Here is a 24,272-nt window from a genome sequence, read left to right on the forward strand (position 1 = left end):
AGATAATGATACTACGAATTTTTTCTTCATTTTAATTCACTCCTTGGAATGTATTAGACTTTTATTATATTTCAGATACTCAATAAATTGGTTTCAATCATGTGAAGGAAGGATGAAATTAAGTCATTATTCTAAATTTGTTCACAATTTCTGATGAATACAATTTAAAAAAATCCACAAGGCAATTACCTTGCGGATTGTCTTTATATATAATCAATAAAGCACAATTGTTTCAGCTAGTTCTGATCACTTTCAGGTAATTTATCAAAATCCTTAAGCAATCCTTGAATATTTTTCTCATAAACAGAACCAATTTTGACAATAGGTGGTTCAGGACGGGTACGTGAATAAATGCTTTCGTAAATATCTTCTATTTCTTCGCCTGTTAAGTCTCCTCTTTTTAGCAACTCTTGTGCAATTGAGTGTACGAAATCCGCGTGGTCAGTAACAAGTTTTTTTACTTGACTCATTTGGTCCTTTAGAAGAAGGTTAATTTTTGGTCGTAGTGCTCTAAGACCTTCTGCTTGAGATCCGAATACATTCCAGCTGAATAACTCATCACCCATTCCAACTAAACCTAAATAGGCACCAGCAAGTAGGGTTGCTTGTTGCAAATCAGATGTGACACCGTTTAATTTCTTGAATAGAAACTCTTCTTCTACTGCTCTTGCTGCCAAACAAACTTGGATTGCTGCAAGTATTTCGCTATCACTTCGATTATATCTTTCTGTTGTTGGCTTAGTCGCGGCCAGCCCTAGTGCGTCACCTCTACGAATAATTGTTACCTTCCATACTCGATCATGTGGCTTCAACAAATATTGAGCTACGGCGTGACCTGCCTCATGATACGCTACATTTCTCTTCTCATCTTCACTCATGGATCTAAGTGGCTGCTTAAGTCCCCACTCATATGTTTCCATTGCATCACGGAAGTCAGTGTAATTTGCAACATCAGCACCTCGCTGATGAGCAATTACGACAGATTCATTCACTATATGTTTAATTTGTGCTGGACTATATCCAATCGTATCAAGAGCTGCTCGCTCTGGTGTTAAAGATGAGTCGATTTTCACCTTTTTTAGATAATATTGGAAAACATCAATCCGCCCATCATAATCAGGAGAATCTACCCAAAGTTTTCGGTCAAAACGCCCTGGTCGTAGTAATGCTTGATCAAGTACATCAGGTAAATTTGTAGCTGCAATCGTCAGAACTGCGGGGCGCTCTGCTTTCTTTTTACGTAACCCGAGTGAGCGAAGAAATTTTGCTAATTTAGAACTATCAATGTTTGGAGGATCCATTTGTAGCAACAACTCATTCAATAATCCAGAACCCATTCCCATACCAAATAATCCACCACCACCGGCTCCTCCTCCTTGACGAGACATACCAATTGCGTCAACTTCATCGATAAAAATGATACACGCTCCGTAAATATTAGCTAACTTTCTAGCCTTTTTGTAAATTCCCATTACTTTCAAATTCCCTACACCAAAAAACATGTTTTGAAAACTTGGAGCCGAGGCATATGCAAAAGGTACTTGGGCCTCATTCGCAATAACCTGTGCAAGATAAGATTTACCTGTACCTGGAGGACCACAAAGCAGCAATCCACGAATTGCCTCTCCACCCATCTCTTTAAACGTTTTAACACCTTTTAGTAATGTTACGATTCGTTTTGCATTTTCAACAATCTCAGGGTTTCCACGATAATCATCCCACGTCGATCCAGTCTCACCAGGTAATATCCAATAAGTACGACCTCTAGCTAGAAACCAGAAAATTGCTACAAATTGGATGATCGCCATGAAAATCATAACGGCGAACTGAAATAAAAGACTAACAATCGATATTGCTACACTCCAGTATGTTGGCCCCCCTTTAGTAAGCACAACACCAATAAAAATAATAACAGCTAACCAAATTAATACTCTTCGCCATTTAACCCATTGATATTTTGTCATAAACATTACTTCCTTCTAGGGAATTTTTTGAATATTCTATGAAAAAATTAGCCCATTGGTGCCTAGAAATATATGTATGCAAAAACTATATAAATTTGTTTAGTTAATTAAAATAAAATAACCTCTTTGACATTGGCTTTTCAGTCTGTTTACAAAGCCCTAAAAATTTGATTTCATACTAAAAAGCCCTCCATAAAAGAGGGCTTTCAATACTTATTGAAATTTACTAAAAATGTCTTTCAAATACTTAATAACGATTGCGATTCCAGCAATGAAATAAAACGTTATTAAAATCCATCCTGTAGGATCAAGTCCAAACATTGTTATTAAAAACTTCAGTGGAAAAATGAAGTATAGAATATCCTTTAAATATCCTAGTATAAAAGATGTATCGAATGAACCTTTCCAGAATGAACGGATAAATGCTATTACAAAATCAAGAATCATTAATCCAGTAACTGCCCAAATAGTATATAGCATCCAATCCGCAAGTCCGAAGCCTAAATCCATATTTATCACCACCTTACATCATACTATTCAAATAAAATAGGCTGGTGATATGAATTCACTTAATTTTCAGATAATATTTTTTAAACCTTTTAAAGACTATTGTTCTGTTCTTTATCCCTGTGTTTATCATATTAATTTAATAAGAGATTAAATGGCAAAATGAGTCTAAGTTCCCACTTCATATTTACTAAAAATACTCTTTTACTAAAATTTATTATAAGGAAAAAACAGAACATTACACACTTCAAATTTCCTAACTAATCGTCGATTTCCAGCTAAACAATAGCCCAACTAAACATACCCAAGTTCCCCCATCTGTACTTGAACATAAAATATTAGAAAAAAATATAGAAAGGGAGATATAGTAGTGGGATTATTTATTAATAAGAATGAACACCCTGATGTCTTTAAAAATAATGAAACAATCCAAACACCAAATCAAGGGCTTGTTCGGCATAATTACTTAGCTGAGCTAATGGAAGAACAACAAAAAAATAACATGAACTTAGAAAAATCAATCTCTGAATTGAAACCACGATATGAGCAATTAGAAGAATTGCAAACAAATCAATGGAATCATGTTAAAAATCAAATAAATAGTCTCATAGGTAGTAACCGTGAGCGTGAACAATTTGAAAAAATCATGATCCAGCGATTAAATACATCAGACAAAAATGAAAGTCTGGAAAAACAATCGTTGATTGATAAAATGATTAGTTTAAATGAAGCTTATACAGAATTGGCAAAACGATTGGAAAAAAGTGAATCTGATAACCAAGCTCTCTCTTTACAACTAGATAAGCTAATCGAAAAACAAAATGAAGTCGCTCATGGATTGTTACAGCAAGAAGAATTTCAACATGGGGTTTTAGATCGCCTTGATACGCAAGAAGCGATGATGGATAGAATCTCTCACCAGCTTAACAACATACGCTCGATTATTTTTGAACGAGCAAGCTATATCACTACAAAACTAGAAGACAGTTATAAACTAACAACTGACTATATTTATAAATTTATAAATGGCACAGATAAGCCCAAATCCTATACTACTACGGTGAACACAAAAAAAGAGGAAAAACAAAAACAAGCAGACTAATTATACGGCAAATCCTCAATTGGAGAATTGTTCGAAAATCTTTTAAGTTTAAATTAGAATCGAATATAAAAAAAGCTTCTCGAAGTCTAATCGAAAAGCTTTTTTTATGTTCACTTAAAAATACACTAATGCGACTTTTTCTTTCTCTTCTAACTTTTCAATCATTGAATACCAAGACTCTGGTTTATTTGACAGCACTGTATAATAACGCTTTAGAAACTTTACGATCAAGTCTGATTGTAGCTCATTCTTCTCCTCATTCATTGGAAGGAAACATAAATCTAAACCTGTTACCGCTTCACCGTCGTTGTTCCATGACGGATGGATATATTCAAAATCTAGACGCTTATAACCAAGGTGGGCTAATACTTCTCGACGAACATATGGATTCATTGGTTTAACACCGCCAAACTCATGGTGTTCTACTAGATAGGGATTGTAAATTTCAGCAAACATACCTGATAACTTCTTATTATTTTCAGTTGCTAATCTCTGTAAATCTACTAATCTATTTTGGGCCAAATATGGGCCAATTCCCAAACCAGCTTGGCCAATTATAGTAAAGTCAGTCATGGCAACATTAAAATCATCATAATAGCGATATTCTGTAGCGCCTACTACTTTATCTTCATGGACAGCAACAAAAACACGAATGCCTGGATCCTCCAAAGGCTCTTTCCAAAGATCAAATTCTAATACTTCTTCTGGAGGAAATATATCTTGCATTAATTGATGCATTTGTTTAAATAATGGGTCATTAATCTTTGTAATTCTTCTATATTCCATTTTCTTTCTCTCCCTTTAATTAGAATGTTTAAATGGATTTTTCCATTCCATTAGAGTCCCATAATTGCATGATTCTTCATCCTCTAAATAATTAGCTACTACCTTAAATGGAGTACGACCACATCGAAGTAGAAAGCTGATCACATGATCCTTTAGCTCTCCTTTTATTACAGCGTCTATGTATTGTTCGGCAGACAAGTTATTCGCCTCTTTATGATAACCTGGCATCCTGCCTCCTCCAAGCAATCTTACCAAACCAAGTTGTACAACAACATCATACATAGAAAACATTAGCCATTTTCCTAAACCTAATTTTCGATATGACGGTCTAACACAGATATCAACGACATAAAGTGTATTACCGTTTGGATTGTGATTACGAATATATCCACGATCAGTAACCTCTTCCCATGAATGGTCAGGCTGGCTAGGATCAAAATGAACAAGTAAACCTGTCATAGAACCTGCCATTTGACCATTTACTTCGATACATAACGCTCCCTCTGGAAAAAGAGTAACATGATTTTTAAGCTGCTCCTCATTCCACCAAAGTTCTGATGGGAATGGTGGGGGAAAACTTTCTTGTTGAATACGGATTAAATCAGTAAAGTCATTCTCTTTATAATTACGGATTACCACTGGGACAGGTTTGTCCTGGTCGAAAACAAAAAATTCCTTTCGATACATGTGCGAAAATCCTCTTTTCTATTTAAGAATAAGCTTACTCTAGTTTACCAATCCGGATAAAGATCTGTACGTCTGTCACGCCAAGTTGTAACGGATCCCTTTTCACGGACTTTGTATAATAAGTCTAAATTAAGATCAGCTGTCACAATCATATCCTGATTCATTTCACCTTCTACCATAATTCCTTTTGGAGGAAATGGGATGTCGTTAGGAGTGATTACAACTGCTTGGCCGAAATTTGCACGCATAAAATCAACCGTTGGAAGTGAACCAATCGTACCTGTATTTACAACATATACTTGATTTTCGATTGCCCTTGCATGACATGTATAACGAACTCGGTGGAACCCATGGCGATCGTCTGTGCATGATGGACAGAAAATGACATCTGCTCCCTTAGCTTTTGCCATTCGAACGATTTCTGGGAATTCAATGTCATAACATGTCAACATCGCAATTGTTCCTTTATCTGTTTCAAAAACCTCTAGACCGTCACCAGCACTCATATTCCACTCATTTACCTCTGTTGGTGTAATATGTAGCTTTGCCTGCTCACCAATTCGTCCATCTGGATAGAACAAATGTGCAACATTATATAGTCGATCGCCTTTTTTAATAACATGCGTCCCTCCAATAATGTGCATATTGTATTGTTTTGCCAACTTTAAAAATAAAGAACGATATTGCTCAGTAAAGTTAGGTAAGTCCTGGATTGTTAATGCCTCTTTTTTTTCATTACCAATTGACATAAGCTGAGTTGTAAAAAATTCAGGAAAAATGATAAATTCCGCTTCAAATTCCTCAGCTGTTTTAATGTAATGCTCTACTTGTTTTTCAAACTCTTCAAAGGAGTTTATTGTGTGAAGATGATATTGAACGGCTGAAACTCTTAACTGCATAGTATTCCCCTCTTCCCATTAACTCTTTATCTTTTACTTTTATTATTGAATAAACAGAAGGAACGGGCAAGTATGTACTCTTCATTACATTTGTAAATGACTTAACTTTGCATCATTTACGTAACATTTGAACATTTTCATTTTTATCCAGCGTAATAACTAAATCGGTCATTCCAACAAATAATCCGTTTTCTACTACACCTGGAATTAAATTGAGTTCTCTTTCTACTATTTCTGCTTGAATATGATCAGGTATACCGCAGTCAAAAATATAGTTTCCGTTATCCGTAATAAACGGAGTCGCTCCATTTAAACGAAGTTCAGGGCTTAAACCGATTGCTTTAATCTGTTTCATCGTCATTTCCATGCCAAATGGAATAACTTCTACTGGAAGGCGGAACTTCCCTAATCTCTCTACCATCTTAGTTGGATCTGCAACTACTATAAAGGTTTCAGCTGCTTTCGCAATGATTTTTTCTCTTAATAGTGCGCCTCCCCCACCTTTAATTAGCTCGAAGTTTGGATTAATTTCATCGGCACCATCAATTGCAATATCAATCTGTTCAATTTTACTAAAGTTTACGAGTTGGATGCCCACCTCTTTAGCAAGCTTTTCAGTTTGTATGGAGGTTGGAATCCCCTTTATATTCAGTCCTTCCTGAACTAATTGCCCAAGTTTTTTTATCGTATATAAAACTGTAGATCCTGTACCTAATCCAACAACCATACCATCTTTTACAAATTCTGCTGCCTTTTCTCCTACAATTTGCTTAACATTCTCATTCATATTTACACCTTCTATTTTTTGTTCTATTTCTTAACTAGTATAAGTAATAAATCCAAATTTCATTTTTAGATAGGATGTTCCATTTAATAGTACTGTATAAAAATAGTTTGAATAAAGATTTTTAACTAAGAAAAACTAAATGAAAAAATAGTAAGTAAGGTGAAGATGAGATGGATGTCCCTAATTTTGTACTTAAGTTTTGTATCATTTTAATGATTTTACCTGTGACGATCGTGTGTTGTTATTTTGGTTATTTAGATAAAAACTATCAAATCGTTATTTTCGGTTTTGTACTACTAGGATTTTCAATATTCGGTAATTACTTTGTCTTTACAAGAGGCAATAAAAGTAGTAAATCGGAGCAATAAAAACCTCTGTTAGTAACTTCTAAGTTAGTGAAAAACCGACCAATTTTGAACATCATCGATCGGTTTTCCACTAATATTTTTTTTGAATTTTTCACTTTAAAACCAACTAATAAAAGGTGGAATACTTTGAGGAAATTTAAATAGATTAAATGGGTCATATTCTCGTTTTACAACTCTAAGACGATTTAGATTCCCACCATAATATGCACTTGGCCAATTTCTAATAAACCGATCAGGCCAATTTACGTAGTCACCAGTAGTGTATCTAGATAAGGCAGTTCTTATCTCTTCAACCCATTGATTGTTTTTTCGTTCTTCTTCAGGTGTACTCCAATTTGCAAGATACTCTTGAGCAATAATGGCATTCCTGTAATAGTAGGCAGTTTCATCTGGCCTAATCCGTCTTACTGCTCCTCCAAGAGATTGGTGCCAAATACTTGATTTTCCATTTGGTGTATTTTCTAGAAAATTTTTCATGATCAAAATTGCTCTCTTTGGAAAAGTTTTATTTAGAAAAGACCCAGATCTCTTTTTATAAGCTGGGACATTACCACTTGGATCATCAAAAAAATGAACAGCTTCTATATAAGGTACTTCCTTTACCATTACGTTTATTGGTGAACCAGTTTCTGTTAGGGGCCTTAACAGTTCGTTCAATTTTGTTACTGGGCCTACAAATTCCCCTTGAGCAATAATTTGATTTACTTCCTTTGATTTTAGTTCAATCTCTGAAGTTAGCTTGATATCCGTATTAATTGCCCAATTTTGCCAAGCATCAAAAACATCTTCAAAGTCTTTCCACTCCCAACTAATCGAGAAGATCGAAACAGTTGAAATTGGGTGTACTTTAAATTTAAGCGAAGTGACAATGCCAAAATTTCCGCCTCCACCGCCACAGCAAGCCCAAAAAAGATCACTATTCTTGTTTTTATTTGCTTTAATGAGTTTAGCTTTCCCATGCCCATTCGATACGACTATTTCTATTTCTAATAGATTATCACATGTAAGACCATACAATCGCGACAGCATTCCAATACCTCCGCCAAGTGTAAGACCAACAAGGCCAACACTACTTTCAGTACCTGCTGGGATTGTCGTACCATTTTCCCATAGAATCTTATATACTTTCCCTAAATCAGCACCGGCTTGTATTTTTGCAGTCATGTTTTTGCAATCTACACTAACTGTATTCATTTCATTAACATCGATCACAAGACCACCATCTACGAGTGAAAAATTTTCATAGTTATGCCTACCACTTCTTACTCTAAATGGCATATTCTTTTCCTTCACCCAATTCAAAGCATTTAATACATCTCGTTTCTTTTGACAAAATACAATTATTTTAGGAAATTTTGGATTGTTTAACGTATTGTTTGTTCTAGCCTGTTCATAGTCCGCATCATCCGGTGTAACAATCCGTCCAGTAAGTTTTGCCTTTTCCAAAAAATATACCCCCTTTCAAACATACTGTAAGAGAATGCTATATTCTATGAAAAAACTCCTGGAAAAGACACTTGCCTATGTGTGTACACTAAATCTACTCATTTTCTCTTTTTTACAATCATACGCAAACCATCTTTTGGCCGAAGTGTAATAAGTGGTTCTGTCTCCACTTTATGATGGTTCGAAGCTAGATCAATCGTATAATGCTGAACGATTGTTGCTAATACTAAAGTAGCTTCCATAATGGCGAAATGATTTCCGATACAAACACGTGGTCCACCACCAAAAGGAAAATACGCATATTCAGGAACACCTTCTACCTTTCCATCCTTAAACCGCTCTGGAAGAAATTTTTCGGCATGTTTGTAATATCTTTCAGAACGCTGCATGATATAAGAACTCATCATAACTGTCTCACCTTTTTGAATTTTGTAATCGCCAATGCTGACATCTTCTATTGCTTTTCTGCTAATAAGCCATGCAGGAGGATAGAGGCGAATACTTTCCCAAATTATTTGCTGAGTATAGATTAAATCTTTTATAGAATGATAATCTGCTCGTCTTTTGCCAAGAACGTGATCTACTTCTTCATATAATAATTTAGCTTTTTCGGGATGCTGAGATAAAAGATATAAGCACCAAGACAATGCATTTGCTGTCGTTTCATGACCTGCAAGGAAGATTGTCATAGCTTCATCCCTTAATTGTTGATTCGTCATGCCTTCATTAGACTCCTCATCCCTTGCTTGCATTAGTCGTCCTAATAAATCCTCCTTTGTTTCTGAGCTATTTCTTTTATCAATCATTTCATATAACACTTTATCGATAGCCTTAATAGCCTCCGATAAAGATTTATTTTTAGGTGTATTCAGTTTGAGTGGAGCTTTTAAAACAGATCGAATTCTCTTAGTCGCAATATCCATAATAATGTCAAAGTGTTTCCCAACACGATCATGTCCCTGATTCAGATTCATACTAAACATAGTTTTAGCAATAATAGCTAATGTAAGCTCCATCATATCTCTACTAATGAGACGCTCTTCACCATCCTTCCAAGAACTAATAAACTCTTCCGTGAGCAACGTCATATCTTCTGCATAGGATTGTATATGTTGCTTCGTAAATGATGGCTGAATTAAACGCCGCTGCCTCATATGTACTTCATCTTCACTTGTTAACAATCCCTCACCAAGCAAGGTTTTCATCTCTTGAAATGGCTTTGATTTATGGAAAGAATGCTGCTTCGTTACTAATACCTCTTTTATTAAATCGGGCTCCAACAGCAAGTTCATTTTACGATGAGCAAATCGAAATGAGACAATCTTATCATGATTTCTATAAAGTTCACTTAAAAAAAGTATTGGATCTTTCCGAAAATCATTCAAATGCCCTAAAGGGGAATACGAAGCCAGTCCTCTTACTTCAAGCATAAAATTCACTCCATTTCAGGAAATTTTTATCATAGAATACTCTTATTATATTAAGAAGAAGAGAGGGCTAATGCTTTTTATAATTTAATATACATGTACTTAAATTTAGCAGACTCGTATTTTAGGAGTTATTTTTAATAAGGAAGGCTTAATCCTCTTCCAAACTATGTCCGAACCATTCTGAAACTACCCAAGAAATACCATGACCTTTTTAACATTCAATCTCGTGATTCTCGTCATATTGCTTCTGTTATACCTAGTCCTAATGCCTAATTCTTCTCAAAGTTTGTCGAAGCTTTTAATTATTTCTTAATAATATAAACATTCAAAATATTCAGGTTTATTATATAATTATATTGTCCTTTCGACAGGATAGAGAGAAAAGACATCATTTTTTATCGAAATGTCGAAACAAAAATGAGGAGGAATGGAAACTTGAACTGGAAAAATCGCATTACCACACCAATTTTATCCGCAGGTCTTGTTTTAAGTACTATGGGACCAGGTGTGACTCACCACGAGAAAGTCGTAAAGGCCTCTACTAGTGAAGTTGCACCAGTTGATTTAGCCATCGCAAACGAAGGTAGATTAATTGACATGTTAAAGAAAAATGGAACCATCCCACAAGATGCTACTCCTGCAGAGGCAGACAAAGCATTACAAGAATATCTACATAAGCTAGCAACATCTTCAGCTGCTAAGAAAGAAACAGATTCGTTTGCGAAAAAACGTGCTACTCTAACGGATCAAATTAAAGCGAACATGCAAAGTAACGGCGTAACGAAAGGTAAAGGAAATAAAGTAGGCGAAGCACAACAAAATACTGTTTCTCCTGTCACAAAAGAAAAATGGGATGGAAAGCAACGTAAAGATGAAGTCCTTGTCTTATTAATTGATTTTCCTGACCTTCCACATGGCCAATTAACACCTGATGAAACTGATATGTATTATAGTGGCTCGGATGCTTATTCTCATCAACATTATCAAGACATGATTTTTGGTGAAAAAGGGTATCTTGGTCCAGACGGAAAAACAAAAATTTCAATGAAGCAATACTATGAGCAACAATCAGGTGGTAGTTATACGGTTGATGGTGAAGTCGCAGGTTGGTATACGGCCTCTCATAATTCAGATTATTACGGTGCCCATACGGCAACTGGAGGAAACGATGCAAGACCAAGGAATTTAGTGTACGAAGCGTTAACAAAGGCTGCTAGTAATGGTGTAAACCTTAACAAATATGATATCGAAGATCCGTTTGATTTAGATGGAGACGGGAATACTCGTGAACCAGATGGCATCATTGATCACTTAATGGTTATTCACTCTGGTGTTGGTGAAGAAGCTGGTGGTGGTAAAATTGGTGCAAATGCGATCTGGTCGCATAGTTGGGATTTAGGTGGAGTCGTGCCTATTCCAGGTACAAGCTCAGATGTTCCTTACTGGGGAGGAAAATTAGGCGGTTATGCTTACACAATCGAACCAGAAGACGGAGCGGCCGGTGTATTCTCACATGAATTTGGTCACAATTTAGGTTTACCAGATGAGTACGATACACTTTACAGCGGTTCGGGTGAACCAGTGAGCTATTGGTCTATCATGTCGAGTGGAAGTTGGACTGGAAAGATTCCAGGTACAGAACCATCTGGCTTTAGTCCATATGATAAAGAGTATTTACAACAATCAATGACAACTTCATCGTTTACGCCAAATTGGCAAACGGGCGATTCAATTGATCTTAATCAAGTAACATCAAAAGGAACAGAATTCCTTCTTGATGAAGCAAGTTCAAAAGGAACGAATAACGATGTGGTAAAAGTCAACCTTCCGAATAAAGTAACAGTTGTCAACACACCAACAAGTGGCACTTCTGAGTACTTCAGTGGTAGTGCAAATGATTTAAATAACAAGATGTCTACAACACTTGATTTGACACAAGCTACAAGTGCTCAACTTAATTTTAAAACTTGGTACTCAATTGAAGATGGATATGATTATGCATCTGTTCAAGTAAATGGAGAGACAATTAAAGGAAATATTACGACGACTGCACCTGGTGAAGATGGCGGGAATCCAGGTAACGGAATAACAGGTAATTCAAATGGTTGGGTTGACGCATCATTTGATTTATCAAAATACGCTGGTCAAAAAGTTACTTTAAGCTTCAATTATCAAAGTGATGCAGGTGTTGCCCTTCCAGGTTTTTATGTTGATGATGTCAAAGTGTCGACTAACAATAAGGAAATCTTATCAGACGATGCAGAAGGAGCTTCGAAGTTTAACCTTAGTGGATTCTCAAAAGATTCTGGTAAAAAGGAAACAAGTCACTACTACTTATTAGAATGGCGTTCTCACAACGGCTCTGATTCAGGTTTAGCAAATGTAAATCGTAGAGGTACTATGTTATCTTATGACCAAGGGCTAGTGGTTTGGTATGTCGATAATAGTTATGATAACAACTGGACAGGTCAAGGTTACCATCCTGGTGATGGCTTCTTAGGAGTTGTCGATGCCGATCAACACAACAATATCTGGCATAATAAAAATTGGACAGATCCTACCGATAGCTACGGTCTAAATAAAGTACTAGGTTCAAACAGCTACCAAATGCATGATGCAGCATTTAGCTTGAATAAAGGCAGCGATGTCACGATTGGTGATTCATCTTTCTACATGAAAGATAACTATACGCAAAGTAATCCCCTTTTCGATGATTCTCAAGATTATAGCAACCCTCAAGATCCAGATGTTGGCCGAAATGTTCCTAAATACGGATTGAAAGTTCGTGTAGTTGGTCAAAGTACTGACGGTTCAGTTGGGAAAATTGTTGTTTTTAAATAAGGAATGAAGTGAACACAATACGTTTATAAAGTTGTTTAACGAGGATTGAAACCTGTATTGGACAGGATTCAATCCTCTTAACTTTGTCTTAAATGGTTTGTATTGTTATATTAAATAGATTTTTATTTTCCAACTTGCTAAATTCGTATTTATATTGGGTTCCATTCCACTTTTCTCATTCAATAATTCCGATTTCTTGAGCCATCTGAACAGCTTCTTCCTTGTTACGTACTCCTAACTTTGTATAAGCCGTGGAAGCATAGTTTCTAACCGTTCCATTCGATAAATATAATCTTGATGCGATCGTATTGTATCTTAGTCCCTTTGCGACTAGTTGCAATATTTCTATCTCTCTAGCTGTTAGCTCATAAGCATTGGCTTTTGATTGTGGTGTCTCATTTTGCGCATCAAACTTTTCAAATATTTTGTGAGACATTCCCTGATCTATCAGGGTCCCACCTCTATGAATAAGTCGAATCGCATTAGCTAGCTCCAACGTTTCAATCGATTTAAGTAAAAAACCATCCGCACCGTTTCGAAGCGTGTCCAACGCCTGTTCAGTATCCTGAAACGTTGTAAAAATCAATACGCGGATATGTGGCCATTGTTGCTTAATCCTTTTCGTTGCTTCGACTCCATCCATGTGTTGCATATCTAAATCCATTAGTACAATGTCAGGTTGAAGGCGCCCGCATAAGTTAATGGCTTGCTCCCCATCTTCAGCCAAACCAACTACATTAAAATCTTTATATTTTTCGAGAAGTGTCCTCAAACTTTCTCGAACAAACGGTTGATCGTCGACAATTAACAAACGAATCAGCCCATCTTTTATTTCAGTTTGTCGCGGTATAGTACATGTAACAAGCATTCCTTCATCTGGCTTAGTATATACAGACAATTGACCTTGCAAATTCATTACCCGCTCTTTCATCGCTTTAATACCGAAGCCTTCCTGCCATTCTACATTTCCCTTACCATTATCTTGCACTTCTAATCTAGTAAATTGTTGTTCAAACTGCAATGAAACTATCATTTCATTTCCCTGACCATGACGTACTGCATTTGTAAGGGACTCTTGTAAGCAACGGATGAACGCTATTCTTGCTTGCCGAGACAGTTCGTATTCCTCTCCGAATGCTCGAAAACTTACATTCACCCGAGCGTACTCTTGGAATTCGGTTCCAAGATCTTGTAGAGATTGAACTAAGGAAAGCGATTGACACGGAGAATCCATTTGATGTAGATAACCTCTTACGTCCTCAATGCTTTTACGTCCCATTTCAAGCAGGGAATCTAGCCTCTGTATACCCTTTTCACTCACGAGCTCGGCACGAAGCGTTTCCATCCCCAAAATAATGGAAGTATAAGCGTGGCCAACTGTATCATGAAGCTCACTAGACAGCCTACTTCGTTCCTCTGCAAGTGTAATACGTTCGATCTGAGACATATATTGCTCAAGTACAGCGTTTTGTTTAGAAATCGCCTCATTTTGTTTATGATTGACGATTAATAAATGAAAAGCAAACCCCATTACATAAGCAAACCCGTAGTAGGTGAACATAATCCAATAGCTATTACTTGGCGCAACCGCATAGAAAATTCCAGTTATAATAAAAATTGTTGTTGGAGCTGTCCAATAATAGGACAAATTCCTACTATTTGCTGCGATAAGAAACACCGATATAAGAAATGTATTGTAAGCTTCTGGAAATAAAGAAGTTAAATAGATACATAGTCCGCCATATATAAATATTTCTGTGAACAAGTAATATTTATAATTGAACAGTAAGGCTACCCATGGAATAGAGAAGGCAACAACCTCCCAAGGAATAATAATCCAAAGTGGTAATGTTAAACCATCCTGAAAATTTAATGTAGCTAGGATGATAGACATACTAACTAGTAGACGGATTCCTAACATAATCCAATCATACCAAAACCAATACTTAACCATATTCAACAAGTCATTTACCTCCTAAGTAGCCTTCCTTCTTATTTCCTATATTATAGAATAATCTTTATCGGATTTTTATACTTTTAATTTAAACTGCAAACTTCTATCGATTTAGCTGCCGAATCATAAAACGCGTATAACCTCCAATTTTTTTTGCCAAACCATCTACTAATTTAATACTTATAGCCGTAGACGCTATACCCACAGACATTACAAGAAGTGATTTGGCAAAAGTATCGATCTGCATGAAAAAAATATTCATGTCGATGGATTGATACAGTAGTGGTGCCAATAGAAACATAAGTGGCATTACATATAAAATGACGGCACTTATGAGACTGAAAACTCCAATCACAAATTTCTGCATTAACCAAAAGACAGCAGACCAGGTGCGACGATTCGTAAGTCCTAATTTCACTTGTGCCCAATCCGATGTATCAATTGTTACACTACTATTGTAAGAGTCTGTCGAAATATCAGTGTAAATTTTCGTTTGTATTCGTTCGAATTGGATAAAGGCTGTGGTAGTCTGAAGTATACGTATAACTAGTGGAATCCCGACTATGGTAAATGAAAGGGTGAAACTCAATAGCAGAGCTACTAGGTAAAAACAAAAATAAAACAATCCTGTTACGAAAGTTAGCAATAAAAAATAACCATTCTGGATGAATCTTAATTTCATAAGGTTCATTACTCCTCTCTGTTTAATACCAGCATCATACTGCTTTCTTTGTCAAACTCACTAGTGTAAAAATGTCATATGACATTTTTAAATATTGCTAAAAAAGGAGCAACAGCGCCTATGATTTTCATCAAAAAACAACCCCGTTCTTGGCTCTGCAAGAAGGGATTGTTTTGTACTCTTAATTAATATGAGATGGACTTGTTTTTCGGATATGAAAAATTATATCGAACTGCTCAAGCAATGAAGTATCATTATATAAAGAACTATTTGGGATGAGCTGTCCCCCTATACTCAGTAATGGCCTCTTTTCTCTAACCCATTTCTTTGCTTGACCATTAACGTGACGAATATCTAACAAAAACATATTATATGGGACTTTTCCAAGGATATAATTGAAACTATTCACATTTTGTGGAATAGTATCCGTTGCAATCTTACCTCCAGTGGAAGGATTATATTCGCTGTATAAGGTGAATTTCCCCTCTGTAGTTGTACTACCAATTGAGACATAATTATTGTCTAAACGTTCTTTCAAAAACTGTCCCGCAACATTAGGGTAAAATTTTTCATCGATTATTCCTTTGGCTATGTGAATATTATGTGCCCACACCATAGTTTTACCGCCTAAGTACTCTTGTGCCCACATTGCATGATCGGCCAAATATTGATCGTGTAGCTTCACCATACTTGAATAATCTTTAGGAAGTAGCATTGTGGTAAATTCCTCTATTACATTCGCCGTCTCTTTCACCCAGACTAAGTCGGATGAAACACTCTCTGTGTTTGCATGTTCATTTTCATCATTTAGCAATTGGACTACTTTCTCAGCATTTGCCTTGAATTTTTCTTTTATTTCAGGAGCAAGTTGCATATATTCCTGTAGACTTCCAGTGTAAGTAGAAAGCTCTTTATAGTTTTCTTCCACTTCTGCCAGTATATCTGGTCGATGCTGCTTTACATAATCTATTACTTTATTAAAGACACTTTGGTCCATAGTTTTTAAGTCCAGACCGATAAATTGGATCTTCTTTTTATTGGATGGATCAGCATTATAATCTTTCATCCACTCAATCATGGCTATAATTTCATCAGTAGGATATAACAATTTTAAAAATTCTCTTGGATTTCCTTTTCCTGTTTGAATATATTCATTTAGCTTTATGCCGTTACCCCAATCTTCTTCCATTCCGAAATTCGTAAAACCCATCTCAGTAACCAAGTATTTCACAAGACGAAACTTCATAGTGAAAATTTCAGAGCTTCCATGAGTATTCTCTCCCAATCCTACATATTGTGAGCTCCCAATCATGTTCTTAAGTGGCTTTAAATCATCAAATGGTTTTGATGGTTCTATCGTTTTTAATCGCTTTGCCTGTGATTCTATCGAATTAACGATATTATTTTGGATTGGTTGAACTGAATCTTCGACTGCTACCGTTTGAGCTTTTCCTTCTCCACCAAATCCTGCTACTAATATAGCTGTACTAACCATTGCGCTATACATCTTTTTCTTATTCATTTTCTCACCTCAATTGAATTATTCAAAGGCAAGATTGATTCATGAACTTGCACGGATCAATCAATTGCCTGAATTCAATTGTTAGTTATTCAATATCACATTTTCTAGTTACATATTGTCATAAGATTAATTGACACAGGTCATATGCTAATCATTACACTTTCGTACTTTCGGTTTTATCTGTAATTTTTTACAAAATTAACCCTAAGCTAACTCTATTATAACTTCCAATTAACCCGTTCAATATTCGACTAAACTGTCACTGTCATTCTGTGCAATAAAAAAAATCGAATTTACATTCGATTTTTTTTGTACAACCAATGCATGGTTTATTTTAGTTTTCGATTTTCTAAAGTTTATCAAGAAAATGGTTTATAGCCTATGGTGTATTCTGATTGTTTGATCTCTGGTTTTGTATATTGCATTCTTATAAAATCATGCTTTAATTTAGAGGTCATATTTTCTTAAAACAAATGAATGTTTTCTTTCCTACATGCTTCTTTCATTTCATCAGGCCATACAGAAGATTGAACTTCACCAATATGCGCTTTACGTAAGAAAAACATGCACATTCTTGATTGCCCAATCCCACCACCTATTGTTAGTGGAAGCACTTCTTCTAAAATACCTTTATGAAAATCATAATCACGTTTGAAATCTTCACCTGTCTTCGTTAACTGCTCATCAAGTGATTTGCTATCAACTCGGATACCCATAGATGATAATTCAAATGAAGATTGCAATACTGGATGCCAGAATAAGATGTCTCCGTTTAATTTCCAATCGTCATAGTCAGCTGCACGTCCATCATGTTTTTCCCCAGAACGAAGTGCATCGCCAATTCCAATAATAAAAACTGCACCGTGCTCTTTTGCAATCGCATGCTCACGATCTTTCGGTGTTAAATCTGGGTATTTATCTTCTAATTCTTGAGCTGTGATAAATACGATATCTTCTGGTAAATACTTCCCAAGGTAAGGATATTTTTCAAATAAATAATTTTCCAAATCTTTGAAGATTCCATAAATTGTTTGTACGGTTTCTTGCAAATAACCTACTGTACGCCATTCTTTTTGAATAATTTTTTCCCAATCCCATTGGTCAACGTAAATTGAATGAGTTGCATCAAGTTCCTCATCACGGCGAATCGCGTTCATATTTGTATATAGACCTTCACCAGCTTCGTACCCATAATCATGCAGTGCAAATCGTTTCCATTTCGCTAGTGAGTGAACAATTTCTAACTCTTCTCCTGAATGAAGCATATCAAATTCAATTGGGCGTTCTACACCGTTTAAGTGATCGTTTAAACCTGATTTTTTCGTTACGAATAATGGTGCAGATACGCGGAACAATTCAAGTCGTTTTGATAATTGATCCTCAAAAAATGTTTTTACTTCCTTAATTGCGATTTGTGTCTCTCTTACTGTCATTAATGATTGATACATACTTATTTCCTCCTAAAATGTTTGGATGTAAGGAAAAAAGCCAACAAAAAAAGCCCTTCTTTCCCAAAAAAACTGGGACGAAAGGCTTTGGTTCCGCGGTACCACCCAAATTAGCAACAGAGGTTGCTCACTTATTCAGTACGGAGATTAGAGAGATCTCGATACTGTTCTTCTTTAACGGCGAAGTTCACGGCTAAGTCTACTTTCCCTCAAAAGGATTTCGGTTAGCGACTCCAGGAGGTTCTTCATAATAGGCTTCGTATCAGGCTCACACCACCCCTGACTCGCTTTGTCTACTTCCTATTACTACTCGTCCTTTCACAGTCGTTCTATTGTCACATCTCTGAAACATTTTATTAATGATTATTTTATAGATAAAAATGAGAATGTCAATATTTTTTTCATTTTTTATTTTATTCTAAACAAATAAACATGATAATGATTTGGACTAACACTGTAGCTATTATGCTTTTTCAGCCAGTAATATTGCTGATCAAATTTTAGGTTTCATTCATTATTGTACTCAATTTTCATCGATGCTTATCTGCACACGCATGCGTTATTTACATAAAAAGTAAATGTGAAATCTTTTAACCATCGATTGAAAATGTGGTTATATCCCAATGTTTCGAACTTGTTTTTTTATTTGCTTTCCAACCCGTCTTTTTAAGTTCTTTAGCAATCAAAAGATTAAAAAAGCCATGTCCGACCAATACAATATCCGTATGCTCTTGGGCATATTTTATTAATAATTTTGATGCTTTTTTAGCTCTAATTTTTGCATCATTTAATGACTCACAGTTACTTGAATAACCACAAAACCATAGACATCTCAATATTACTGCCCAAATACTGGGTTTTAGCCTCAATCCAAACAAATTTGTAAAAGGAGTAGGTAATTCCGTTTCACGAAACAATGGATTTGCTTTAGATGTAATATCATAAGCATTCAAAAACTCAGCTGATTTAATTGATCTTACCAAATCACTCGTAATGATTACTTTAGTATTAGAGACTATTTTTAAAGTTTCTGATGGATAATTCTTTTCTTCAAATACCCCATTCTCATCATACTTTTGTATCCAATTTTTAAAATCTCTTGTAGTTATTGGTTTATCTTCAGTCCACTGAGATTTACCATGTCTTATCAACGAAATTTCCATAGCAGACTCCTAAGATTATTTTCTAGTACTTACTAAACTAACTCATTACTTTAGTTGGAAAGTAAATTTAACATCCACTTAGTTTTTTCTAACTTTTTCCTACAAAATAAAAAGAGCAAGATAAAAATATAAGACCTAATCCCACACCAAATATCATCGAAAATTCAAGAACATTTTTAAGTGCTAAGCCACCCGTAATTGAGGCAATAAACAAAAGTAAAAAAAGTACTGTGTATTTATTTTTCATAGTTAGAAAACTCCTAAAAATTAATTACCGTCTGATAAATGTTAACATATTTTGGAATTAATTTTGTTGTTTTTTTGATAACTTATGTTCAACTAACCTACCATTTAAGTCGCATAAGATAACCTCAATCCGCTTTAACAAATTCAAATCGTAAAAAATAAAAAAACAGAAACAAGCCACTACAATTGACTGTTTCTGTTTTTCTATATTATTTCCCTTTATTGCGTGTCATTACGTCAAACACAACTGCAAGAACAAGTACTGCTCCTCGAATGATGTATTGGTATGAGATATCAATACCCATTAAGTTCATCCCACTTGTTAATGAAGCCATTACGAATGCACCGATAATTGTACCTGTTACTTTACCAACTCCACCAGCAGCAGAAACACCACCTACATAAGCTGCAGCAATTGCATCTAATTCAAACATTGTACCTGCTTGGGGAGAAGCAGATGCAAGTCGAGCTGTAAACAATACGCCTGAAAGGGCTGCAAGCATACTCATTGAACCGAATACAATGTAAGTGATTTTCTTTACGCTAATTCCACTTAACTGAGCTGCTTCAGGGTTTCCACCAACAGCATAAATGTGACGGCCTAAAGGAGTTCTAGTTGTAATGAAATGATAAACTACTACAACAATAAACATAATCACAGCAGTCCAAGAAATCCCTTGATAGCCTGCAAGAATATAGCAAATGTAACCAATGATACCAGAAATAAATACTAATTTTAGAATTTGCATTGGCATTGAAAGTACTTCAAAACCGTACTTGATGTTTACGCTTCTCTTTTTAAAGTCACTCCATATAAGAAGAATGATACAGATCGCACCAATTAATAGTGTTGATACGTGTAAGCCATTTAAATCTCCTAAACTAGGAATATAGCCATTTCCAATTGCCTTGAAACTTTCATTAGCAACGATGATCGTACCAGTTTTAACAAGAGACATTAGTAGTAATCCCTTGAATATTAACATTCCCGCTAGTGAAACTACGAATGATGGAATTCCTAAATTAGCAACGAAGAATCCATTTATTAAACCAATAATAGCGCCAAATACTAGAACTGCAATGATTGAGATCCAAACTGGCATGCCATGTGTTAGAAATAGAGCAACCACTGCTCCTAGAAAACCAGCTACAAACCCAACTGAAAGGTCAATATGACGAATGACAATTACTAGTGTCATCCCTACAGCAAGAACAGCTACATAACCTGTCATATTGATTAAATCACTTAAATTACGAGATGACATAAATAGTCCATCTGTATTTAAAGTAAATACTAACATTATTACTGCAAGAGCAATATACATTCCATATTCACGGATGTTTTTCCTTAATAACATGCCTGCTTCTTGAAAAAAGTTCATTCTATTCAACCTCTCTTAAACGGTAGCTAGAGCCATAACGCTCTCTTGAGTTGCTTCATCTCTTGATAATTCCCCGGTTATTTTACCTTCAGCCATAACATAAATTCGGTCACTCATACCAAGGACTTCTGGAAGTTCAGAGGAAATCATGATAATGCTCATGCCTTGTTCAACCAGTAGATTCATAAAACTATAGATTTCAAATTTTGCACCTACGTCTATTCCACGAGTTGGTTCATCGAGAATAAGTACGTTTGGATTCGTAAATAACCATTTACTCAATGATACTTTTTGCTGATTACCCCCACTTAATTTTCCAACGATTGAAGTGATTGAAGGAGCTTTTATGTTTAACTTGTTTAAATAATTATTTGCGACAACGATTTCTTCATGTTGATTGATTACACTTGTTTTCGAAATTTCAAATAAGTTCGTAATTGAAATATTGTTTTTAATATCTTGTTCTAGAATTAATCCATCGCCTTTACGATCCTCTGTTACATAGGCTACTCCAGCTTTTATTGCATCTTTTGGATGTTTAAAACGCTTTTGCTCACCTTGTACTAAAACGGAACCGTCAAGTTTGAAATTTGTAGGATTTCCAAAAATACTTTTCGCAAGTTCAGTTCGACCTGATCCCATCAAACCTGCAATACCGATAATTTCACCTTTTCGAACATTTAGGTTGATATTATGAAGAATCTTTCGACCTAATTTTGGATCATATACATTCCAGTCTTTTAATTCTAATGAAACTTTACCAAACTTTTGGTTTGGACGCTTCGGATAAATATCGTCAATTTCGCGACCAACCATGTGCTTTATTATTGTGTTTTCGGTGATTTCTTCTTTATTTAAAGAGCAAATTGTTTTCCCGTCGCGAAGTACAGTAACAGTATCAGCGACAGCAATTACTTCTTTAAGTTTATGCGAAATCATAATACAAGAAATTCCTTGATTCTTTAATTCTCCCATCAAGAAAAGTAGGTTTTCACTATCATCTTCATTTAAGGCAGCAGTAGGCTCATCGAGAATTAGCAATTTAACATCTTTACTAAGTGCTTTTGCTATTTCAACAAGTTGTTGCTTACCTACGCCTAACTCTTTAATTTGCACGTCAGGATTTACGTCTAGTTTTACTTTTTTTAGCAATTCAATTGCACTTACAATCGTTTCATTGAAATCAACGGTCATTCCCTTTTTAATTTCATGTCCGATAAAAATATTTTCATATACAGACAGCTCTGGAAAAAGAGATAACTCTTGATAAATGATCCCGATACCCTTTTTTTCACTATCACTTATTTTTGAAAACTTTTGAACCTCATCTTCAAAAACAATATCGCCTGTATATGTTCCAAATGGATAAATACCACTTAAAACTTTCATTAAGGTTGATTTTCCAGCACCATTTTCACCAACTAAGCAATGTATTTCACCTTTTTTAACTTTGAAGTTTACATCACTTAAAGCTTTAACACCTGGAAATTCTTTTGAGATATTTCTCATCTCTAAAATAAATTCACTCATATGATCCGTCTCCCGAATTTGCCATCTACTTGAGTCATTGACTAAATTGAATAATTAACAAAATAGTGACGGTTAGACCATCACTATTTTGCAAGGTTTTCCTTTTATAAATTACTTCAATCCAGTGAAGTCTGAAGCACTATAGTATCCAGAATCAACTAAGTCTTTCTTCACTGAGCTTTGGTCAACAACAATAATATCTGTTTGTTTTGTTTTGATATCAGCTTTACCATTGTTTGTAACGCCTGAAGCATCAGGTGTTTCATTTTTTAAGATTGAAGTTGCAGTAGCGATTGCATCTTTAACTAAAGTACGAACATCTTTGAAAACAGTCATAGATTGTTTTCCATCAATAATGTATTGTACAGAAGCTTTTTCAGCATCTTGACCAGAAATTACATATGAAGATACGTCTTTATCTGATTTAAATGTATCAGCGATTGAACGAGCAGTTCCATCGTTTGGAGCAAGAACTAATACATCGCCTTTATCAGCTTTTGAAGCTTTAGTTAAGTTAGATGAAGCTAAGTTTTTAGCCACATTGAAATCCCAGTTAGTTGTAACTTGACCAATAATTTTTGCTTGCTCATCACGAGTTAAATCAGCTTTAGCTTTTAAGCTATTTGCAGCAGCTGAATTCTCAACTTTGAATGTGCCATCAGCAATTTTTGGTTGAAGAACTTTCCAAGCACCTTGGAAGAATAAGAATGCATTGTTATCAGATGCAGCACCTGCGTATAGGTATAAAGGTTGACCTGATTTACCTGATGCATGATCTACAAGATATTGTGCTTGTGCAGCACCTACAGCAACACTATCAAATGATACATAGTAATCAACTGCGTCAGTACCTGTAATTAAACGATCGTAAGAAATCACTTTAACACCAGCAGCTTTTGCAGCTTCAGCTGAAGCAGCAGCAGCAGCACCGTCTTGAGGACAAATAATTAAAACTTTGATGCCTTTTGCAATTAAAGAATCAACATTTGCTTTTTCTTTTGCAGAGTCACCTTGTGAGAATAAAATTTCAACTGAATAATCTGTATCTTTTAAAGCATTTTTAAAACGAGTTTCATCTTGAGTCCAACGAGGCTCATCTTTCGTAGGTAAAACGATACCAATATCAACTTTACCATCTTTACTTTTCTTACCAGCAGAAGTGCTATCACTTGATGTTGCTGAAGATCCACATCCAGCTGCAACAAGAGTCATTACTAAAAATACAGAAATTATTGCAAAAATCTTTGATAACTTTTTCAAAATGTTTCCCCCTTTTTTTCTGGTTACGCTTTCATAAATAAGGTTATCACGATTTTTATTGAAAACGCTTACTCATTTCCTTCACTCTTTTGTCTATTATCTGCACTAATTTACCTAACTTCAGAAAACGTTTACATTCAGAATATTAAAACTAGCATTATTTTAACTTTAGGACATATTAGTGCAGATAATTTTCATATAAAAACAAAAAAAGAGTAAAACTTAAAACTAATAAAAGTATGTACAAATTAAAAAGCAATTCGTATAT

The 24,272-nt window shown here is 35.3% G+C and carries 20 protein-coding genes and 1 other annotated feature; of the genes, 3 read left to right on the forward strand and 17 right to left on the reverse strand.

Annotation, left to right across the window (positions count from 1 at the left end; all coding sequences use genetic code 11):
- Positions 1 to 236 precede the first annotated feature (236 nt).
- Positions 237 to 1,964 carry an AAA family ATPase gene (locus RAH41_RS10690; RefSeq protein WP_331222446.1) on the reverse strand — a complete coding sequence of 576 codons (1,728 nt, stop codon included), beginning with the start codon at positions 1,962 to 1,964 and terminating at the stop codon, positions 237 to 239.
- Positions 1,965 to 2,177: 213 nt separating this feature from the next.
- Positions 2,178 to 2,474, reverse strand: coding sequence for a hypothetical protein (locus RAH41_RS10695; RefSeq protein ID WP_069035332.1), 297 nt, complete (start codon positions 2,472 to 2,474; stop codon positions 2,178 to 2,180).
- Between the two features lie 367 nt (positions 2,475 to 2,841).
- Between RAH41_RS10695 and RAH41_RS10700 the strand changes: the two genes are divergently transcribed.
- Complete coding sequence (locus tag RAH41_RS10700) at positions 2,842 to 3,573, forward strand: hypothetical protein (RefSeq protein WP_331222448.1); 732 nt, start codon at positions 2,842 to 2,844, stop codon at positions 3,571 to 3,573.
- A gap of 114 nt (positions 3,574 to 3,687) precedes the next feature.
- Here RAH41_RS10700 and RAH41_RS10705 read toward each other — a convergent pair whose 3' ends face one another.
- The 4 genes from RAH41_RS10705 to rpiA form a co-directional block, all read right to left on the reverse strand.
- Positions 3,688 to 4,359 (reverse strand): GNAT family N-acetyltransferase, encoded by a 672-nt coding sequence (locus RAH41_RS10705; protein WP_331222450.1) that lies wholly within the window; start codon positions 4,357 to 4,359, stop codon positions 3,688 to 3,690.
- Positions 4,360 to 4,374: 15 nt separating this feature from the next.
- Positions 4,375 to 5,046 (reverse strand): GNAT family N-acetyltransferase, encoded by a 672-nt coding sequence (locus tag RAH41_RS10710; protein WP_331222453.1) that lies wholly within the window; start codon positions 5,044 to 5,046, stop codon positions 4,375 to 4,377.
- 44 nt (positions 5,047 to 5,090) lie between these two features.
- On the reverse strand, positions 5,091 to 5,945 hold the full coding sequence (locus RAH41_RS10715) for a carbon-nitrogen hydrolase family protein (protein WP_331222455.1): 855 nt from the start codon (positions 5,943 to 5,945) through the stop codon (positions 5,091 to 5,093).
- A gap of 112 nt (positions 5,946 to 6,057) precedes the next feature.
- The gene (gene rpiA, locus RAH41_RS10720) at positions 6,058 to 6,732 is read right to left on the reverse strand and encodes a ribose-5-phosphate isomerase RpiA (protein WP_331222457.1); all 675 of its coding nucleotides are present in this window, start codon (positions 6,730 to 6,732) and stop codon (positions 6,058 to 6,060) included.
- A gap of 170 nt (positions 6,733 to 6,902) precedes the next feature.
- Here rpiA and RAH41_RS10725 point away from each other — a divergent pair, with 170 nt between their 5' ends.
- Entirely contained in the window at positions 6,903 to 7,100 is a 198-nt protein-coding gene (locus tag RAH41_RS10725) for a hypothetical protein (protein ID WP_331222459.1), read from the forward strand.
- A gap of 96 nt (positions 7,101 to 7,196) precedes the next feature.
- Here the strand turns inward: RAH41_RS10725 and RAH41_RS10730 are convergent, their stop codons facing one another.
- Together RAH41_RS10730 and RAH41_RS10735 are read right to left on the reverse strand one after the other, a co-directional pair.
- On the reverse strand, positions 7,197 to 8,546 hold the full coding sequence (locus RAH41_RS10730; RefSeq protein ID WP_331222461.1) for an FAD-binding oxidoreductase: 1,350 nt from the start codon (positions 8,544 to 8,546) through the stop codon (positions 7,197 to 7,199).
- A 98-nt stretch (positions 8,547 to 8,644) separates the two neighbouring features.
- Complete coding sequence (locus RAH41_RS10735) at positions 8,645 to 9,976, reverse strand: cytochrome P450 (protein ID WP_331222463.1); 1,332 nt, start codon at positions 9,974 to 9,976, stop codon at positions 8,645 to 8,647.
- A 417-nt stretch (positions 9,977 to 10,393) separates the two neighbouring features.
- Here RAH41_RS10735 and RAH41_RS10740 point away from each other — a divergent pair, with 417 nt between their 5' ends.
- Entirely contained in the window at positions 10,394 to 12,817 is a 2,424-nt protein-coding gene (locus tag RAH41_RS10740; protein WP_419471591.1) for an immune inhibitor A domain-containing protein, read from the forward strand.
- A 175-nt stretch (positions 12,818 to 12,992) separates the two neighbouring features.
- On the opposite strand, the gene RAH41_RS10745 is transcribed toward RAH41_RS10740, so the two are convergent.
- The 9 genes from RAH41_RS10745 to RAH41_RS10785 form a co-directional block, all read right to left on the reverse strand.
- Positions 12,993 to 14,780 carry a hybrid sensor histidine kinase/response regulator transcription factor gene (locus tag RAH41_RS10745; RefSeq protein WP_331222466.1) on the reverse strand — a complete coding sequence of 596 codons (1,788 nt, stop codon included), beginning with the start codon at positions 14,778 to 14,780 and terminating at the stop codon, positions 12,993 to 12,995.
- A 94-nt stretch (positions 14,781 to 14,874) separates the two neighbouring features.
- Positions 14,875 to 15,453 carry a sensor domain-containing protein gene (locus RAH41_RS10750; protein ID WP_331222468.1) on the reverse strand — a complete coding sequence of 193 codons (579 nt, stop codon included), beginning with the start codon at positions 15,451 to 15,453 and terminating at the stop codon, positions 14,875 to 14,877.
- Positions 15,454 to 15,634: 181 nt separating this feature from the next.
- Entirely contained in the window at positions 15,635 to 16,975 is a 1,341-nt protein-coding gene (locus RAH41_RS10755; protein ID WP_331222470.1) for an erythromycin esterase family protein, read from the reverse strand.
- A gap of 464 nt (positions 16,976 to 17,439) precedes the next feature.
- The gene (asnA, locus tag RAH41_RS10760) at positions 17,440 to 18,423 is read right to left on the reverse strand and encodes an aspartate--ammonia ligase (RefSeq protein WP_331222472.1); all 984 of its coding nucleotides are present in this window, start codon (positions 18,421 to 18,423) and stop codon (positions 17,440 to 17,442) included.
- 70 nt (positions 18,424 to 18,493) lie between these two features.
- Positions 18,494 to 18,754, reverse strand: a binding site (T-box leader).
- 259 nt (positions 18,755 to 19,013) lie between these two features.
- The gene (locus RAH41_RS10765; protein WP_331222475.1) at positions 19,014 to 19,586 is read right to left on the reverse strand and encodes a histidine phosphatase family protein; all 573 of its coding nucleotides are present in this window, start codon (positions 19,584 to 19,586) and stop codon (positions 19,014 to 19,016) included.
- An 88-nt stretch (positions 19,587 to 19,674) separates the two neighbouring features.
- Positions 19,675 to 19,833, reverse strand: a complete 159-nt coding sequence (locus RAH41_RS10770; protein ID WP_331222477.1) for a hypothetical protein — start codon at positions 19,831 to 19,833, stop codon at positions 19,675 to 19,677.
- A 208-nt stretch (positions 19,834 to 20,041) separates the two neighbouring features.
- Complete coding sequence (locus RAH41_RS10775; protein ID WP_331222478.1) at positions 20,042 to 21,214, reverse strand: sugar ABC transporter permease; 1,173 nt, start codon at positions 21,212 to 21,214, stop codon at positions 20,042 to 20,044.
- 15 nt (positions 21,215 to 21,229) lie between these two features.
- A complete protein-coding gene (locus RAH41_RS10780) occupies positions 21,230 to 22,744 on the reverse strand; it encodes an ATP-binding cassette domain-containing protein (RefSeq protein WP_331222479.1) in 1,515 nt (504 codons plus the stop codon).
- A 111-nt stretch (positions 22,745 to 22,855) separates the two neighbouring features.
- On the reverse strand, positions 22,856 to 24,004 hold the full coding sequence (locus RAH41_RS10785) for a sugar-binding protein (protein WP_331222480.1): 1,149 nt from the start codon (positions 24,002 to 24,004) through the stop codon (positions 22,856 to 22,858).
- Positions 24,005 to 24,272: the final 268 nt, after the last annotated feature.

Source organism: Gottfriedia acidiceleris (assembly GCF_036421055.1).
Classification (GTDB): Bacteria; Bacillota; Bacilli; order Bacillales; family Bacillaceae_G; genus Gottfriedia; species Gottfriedia acidiceleris_C.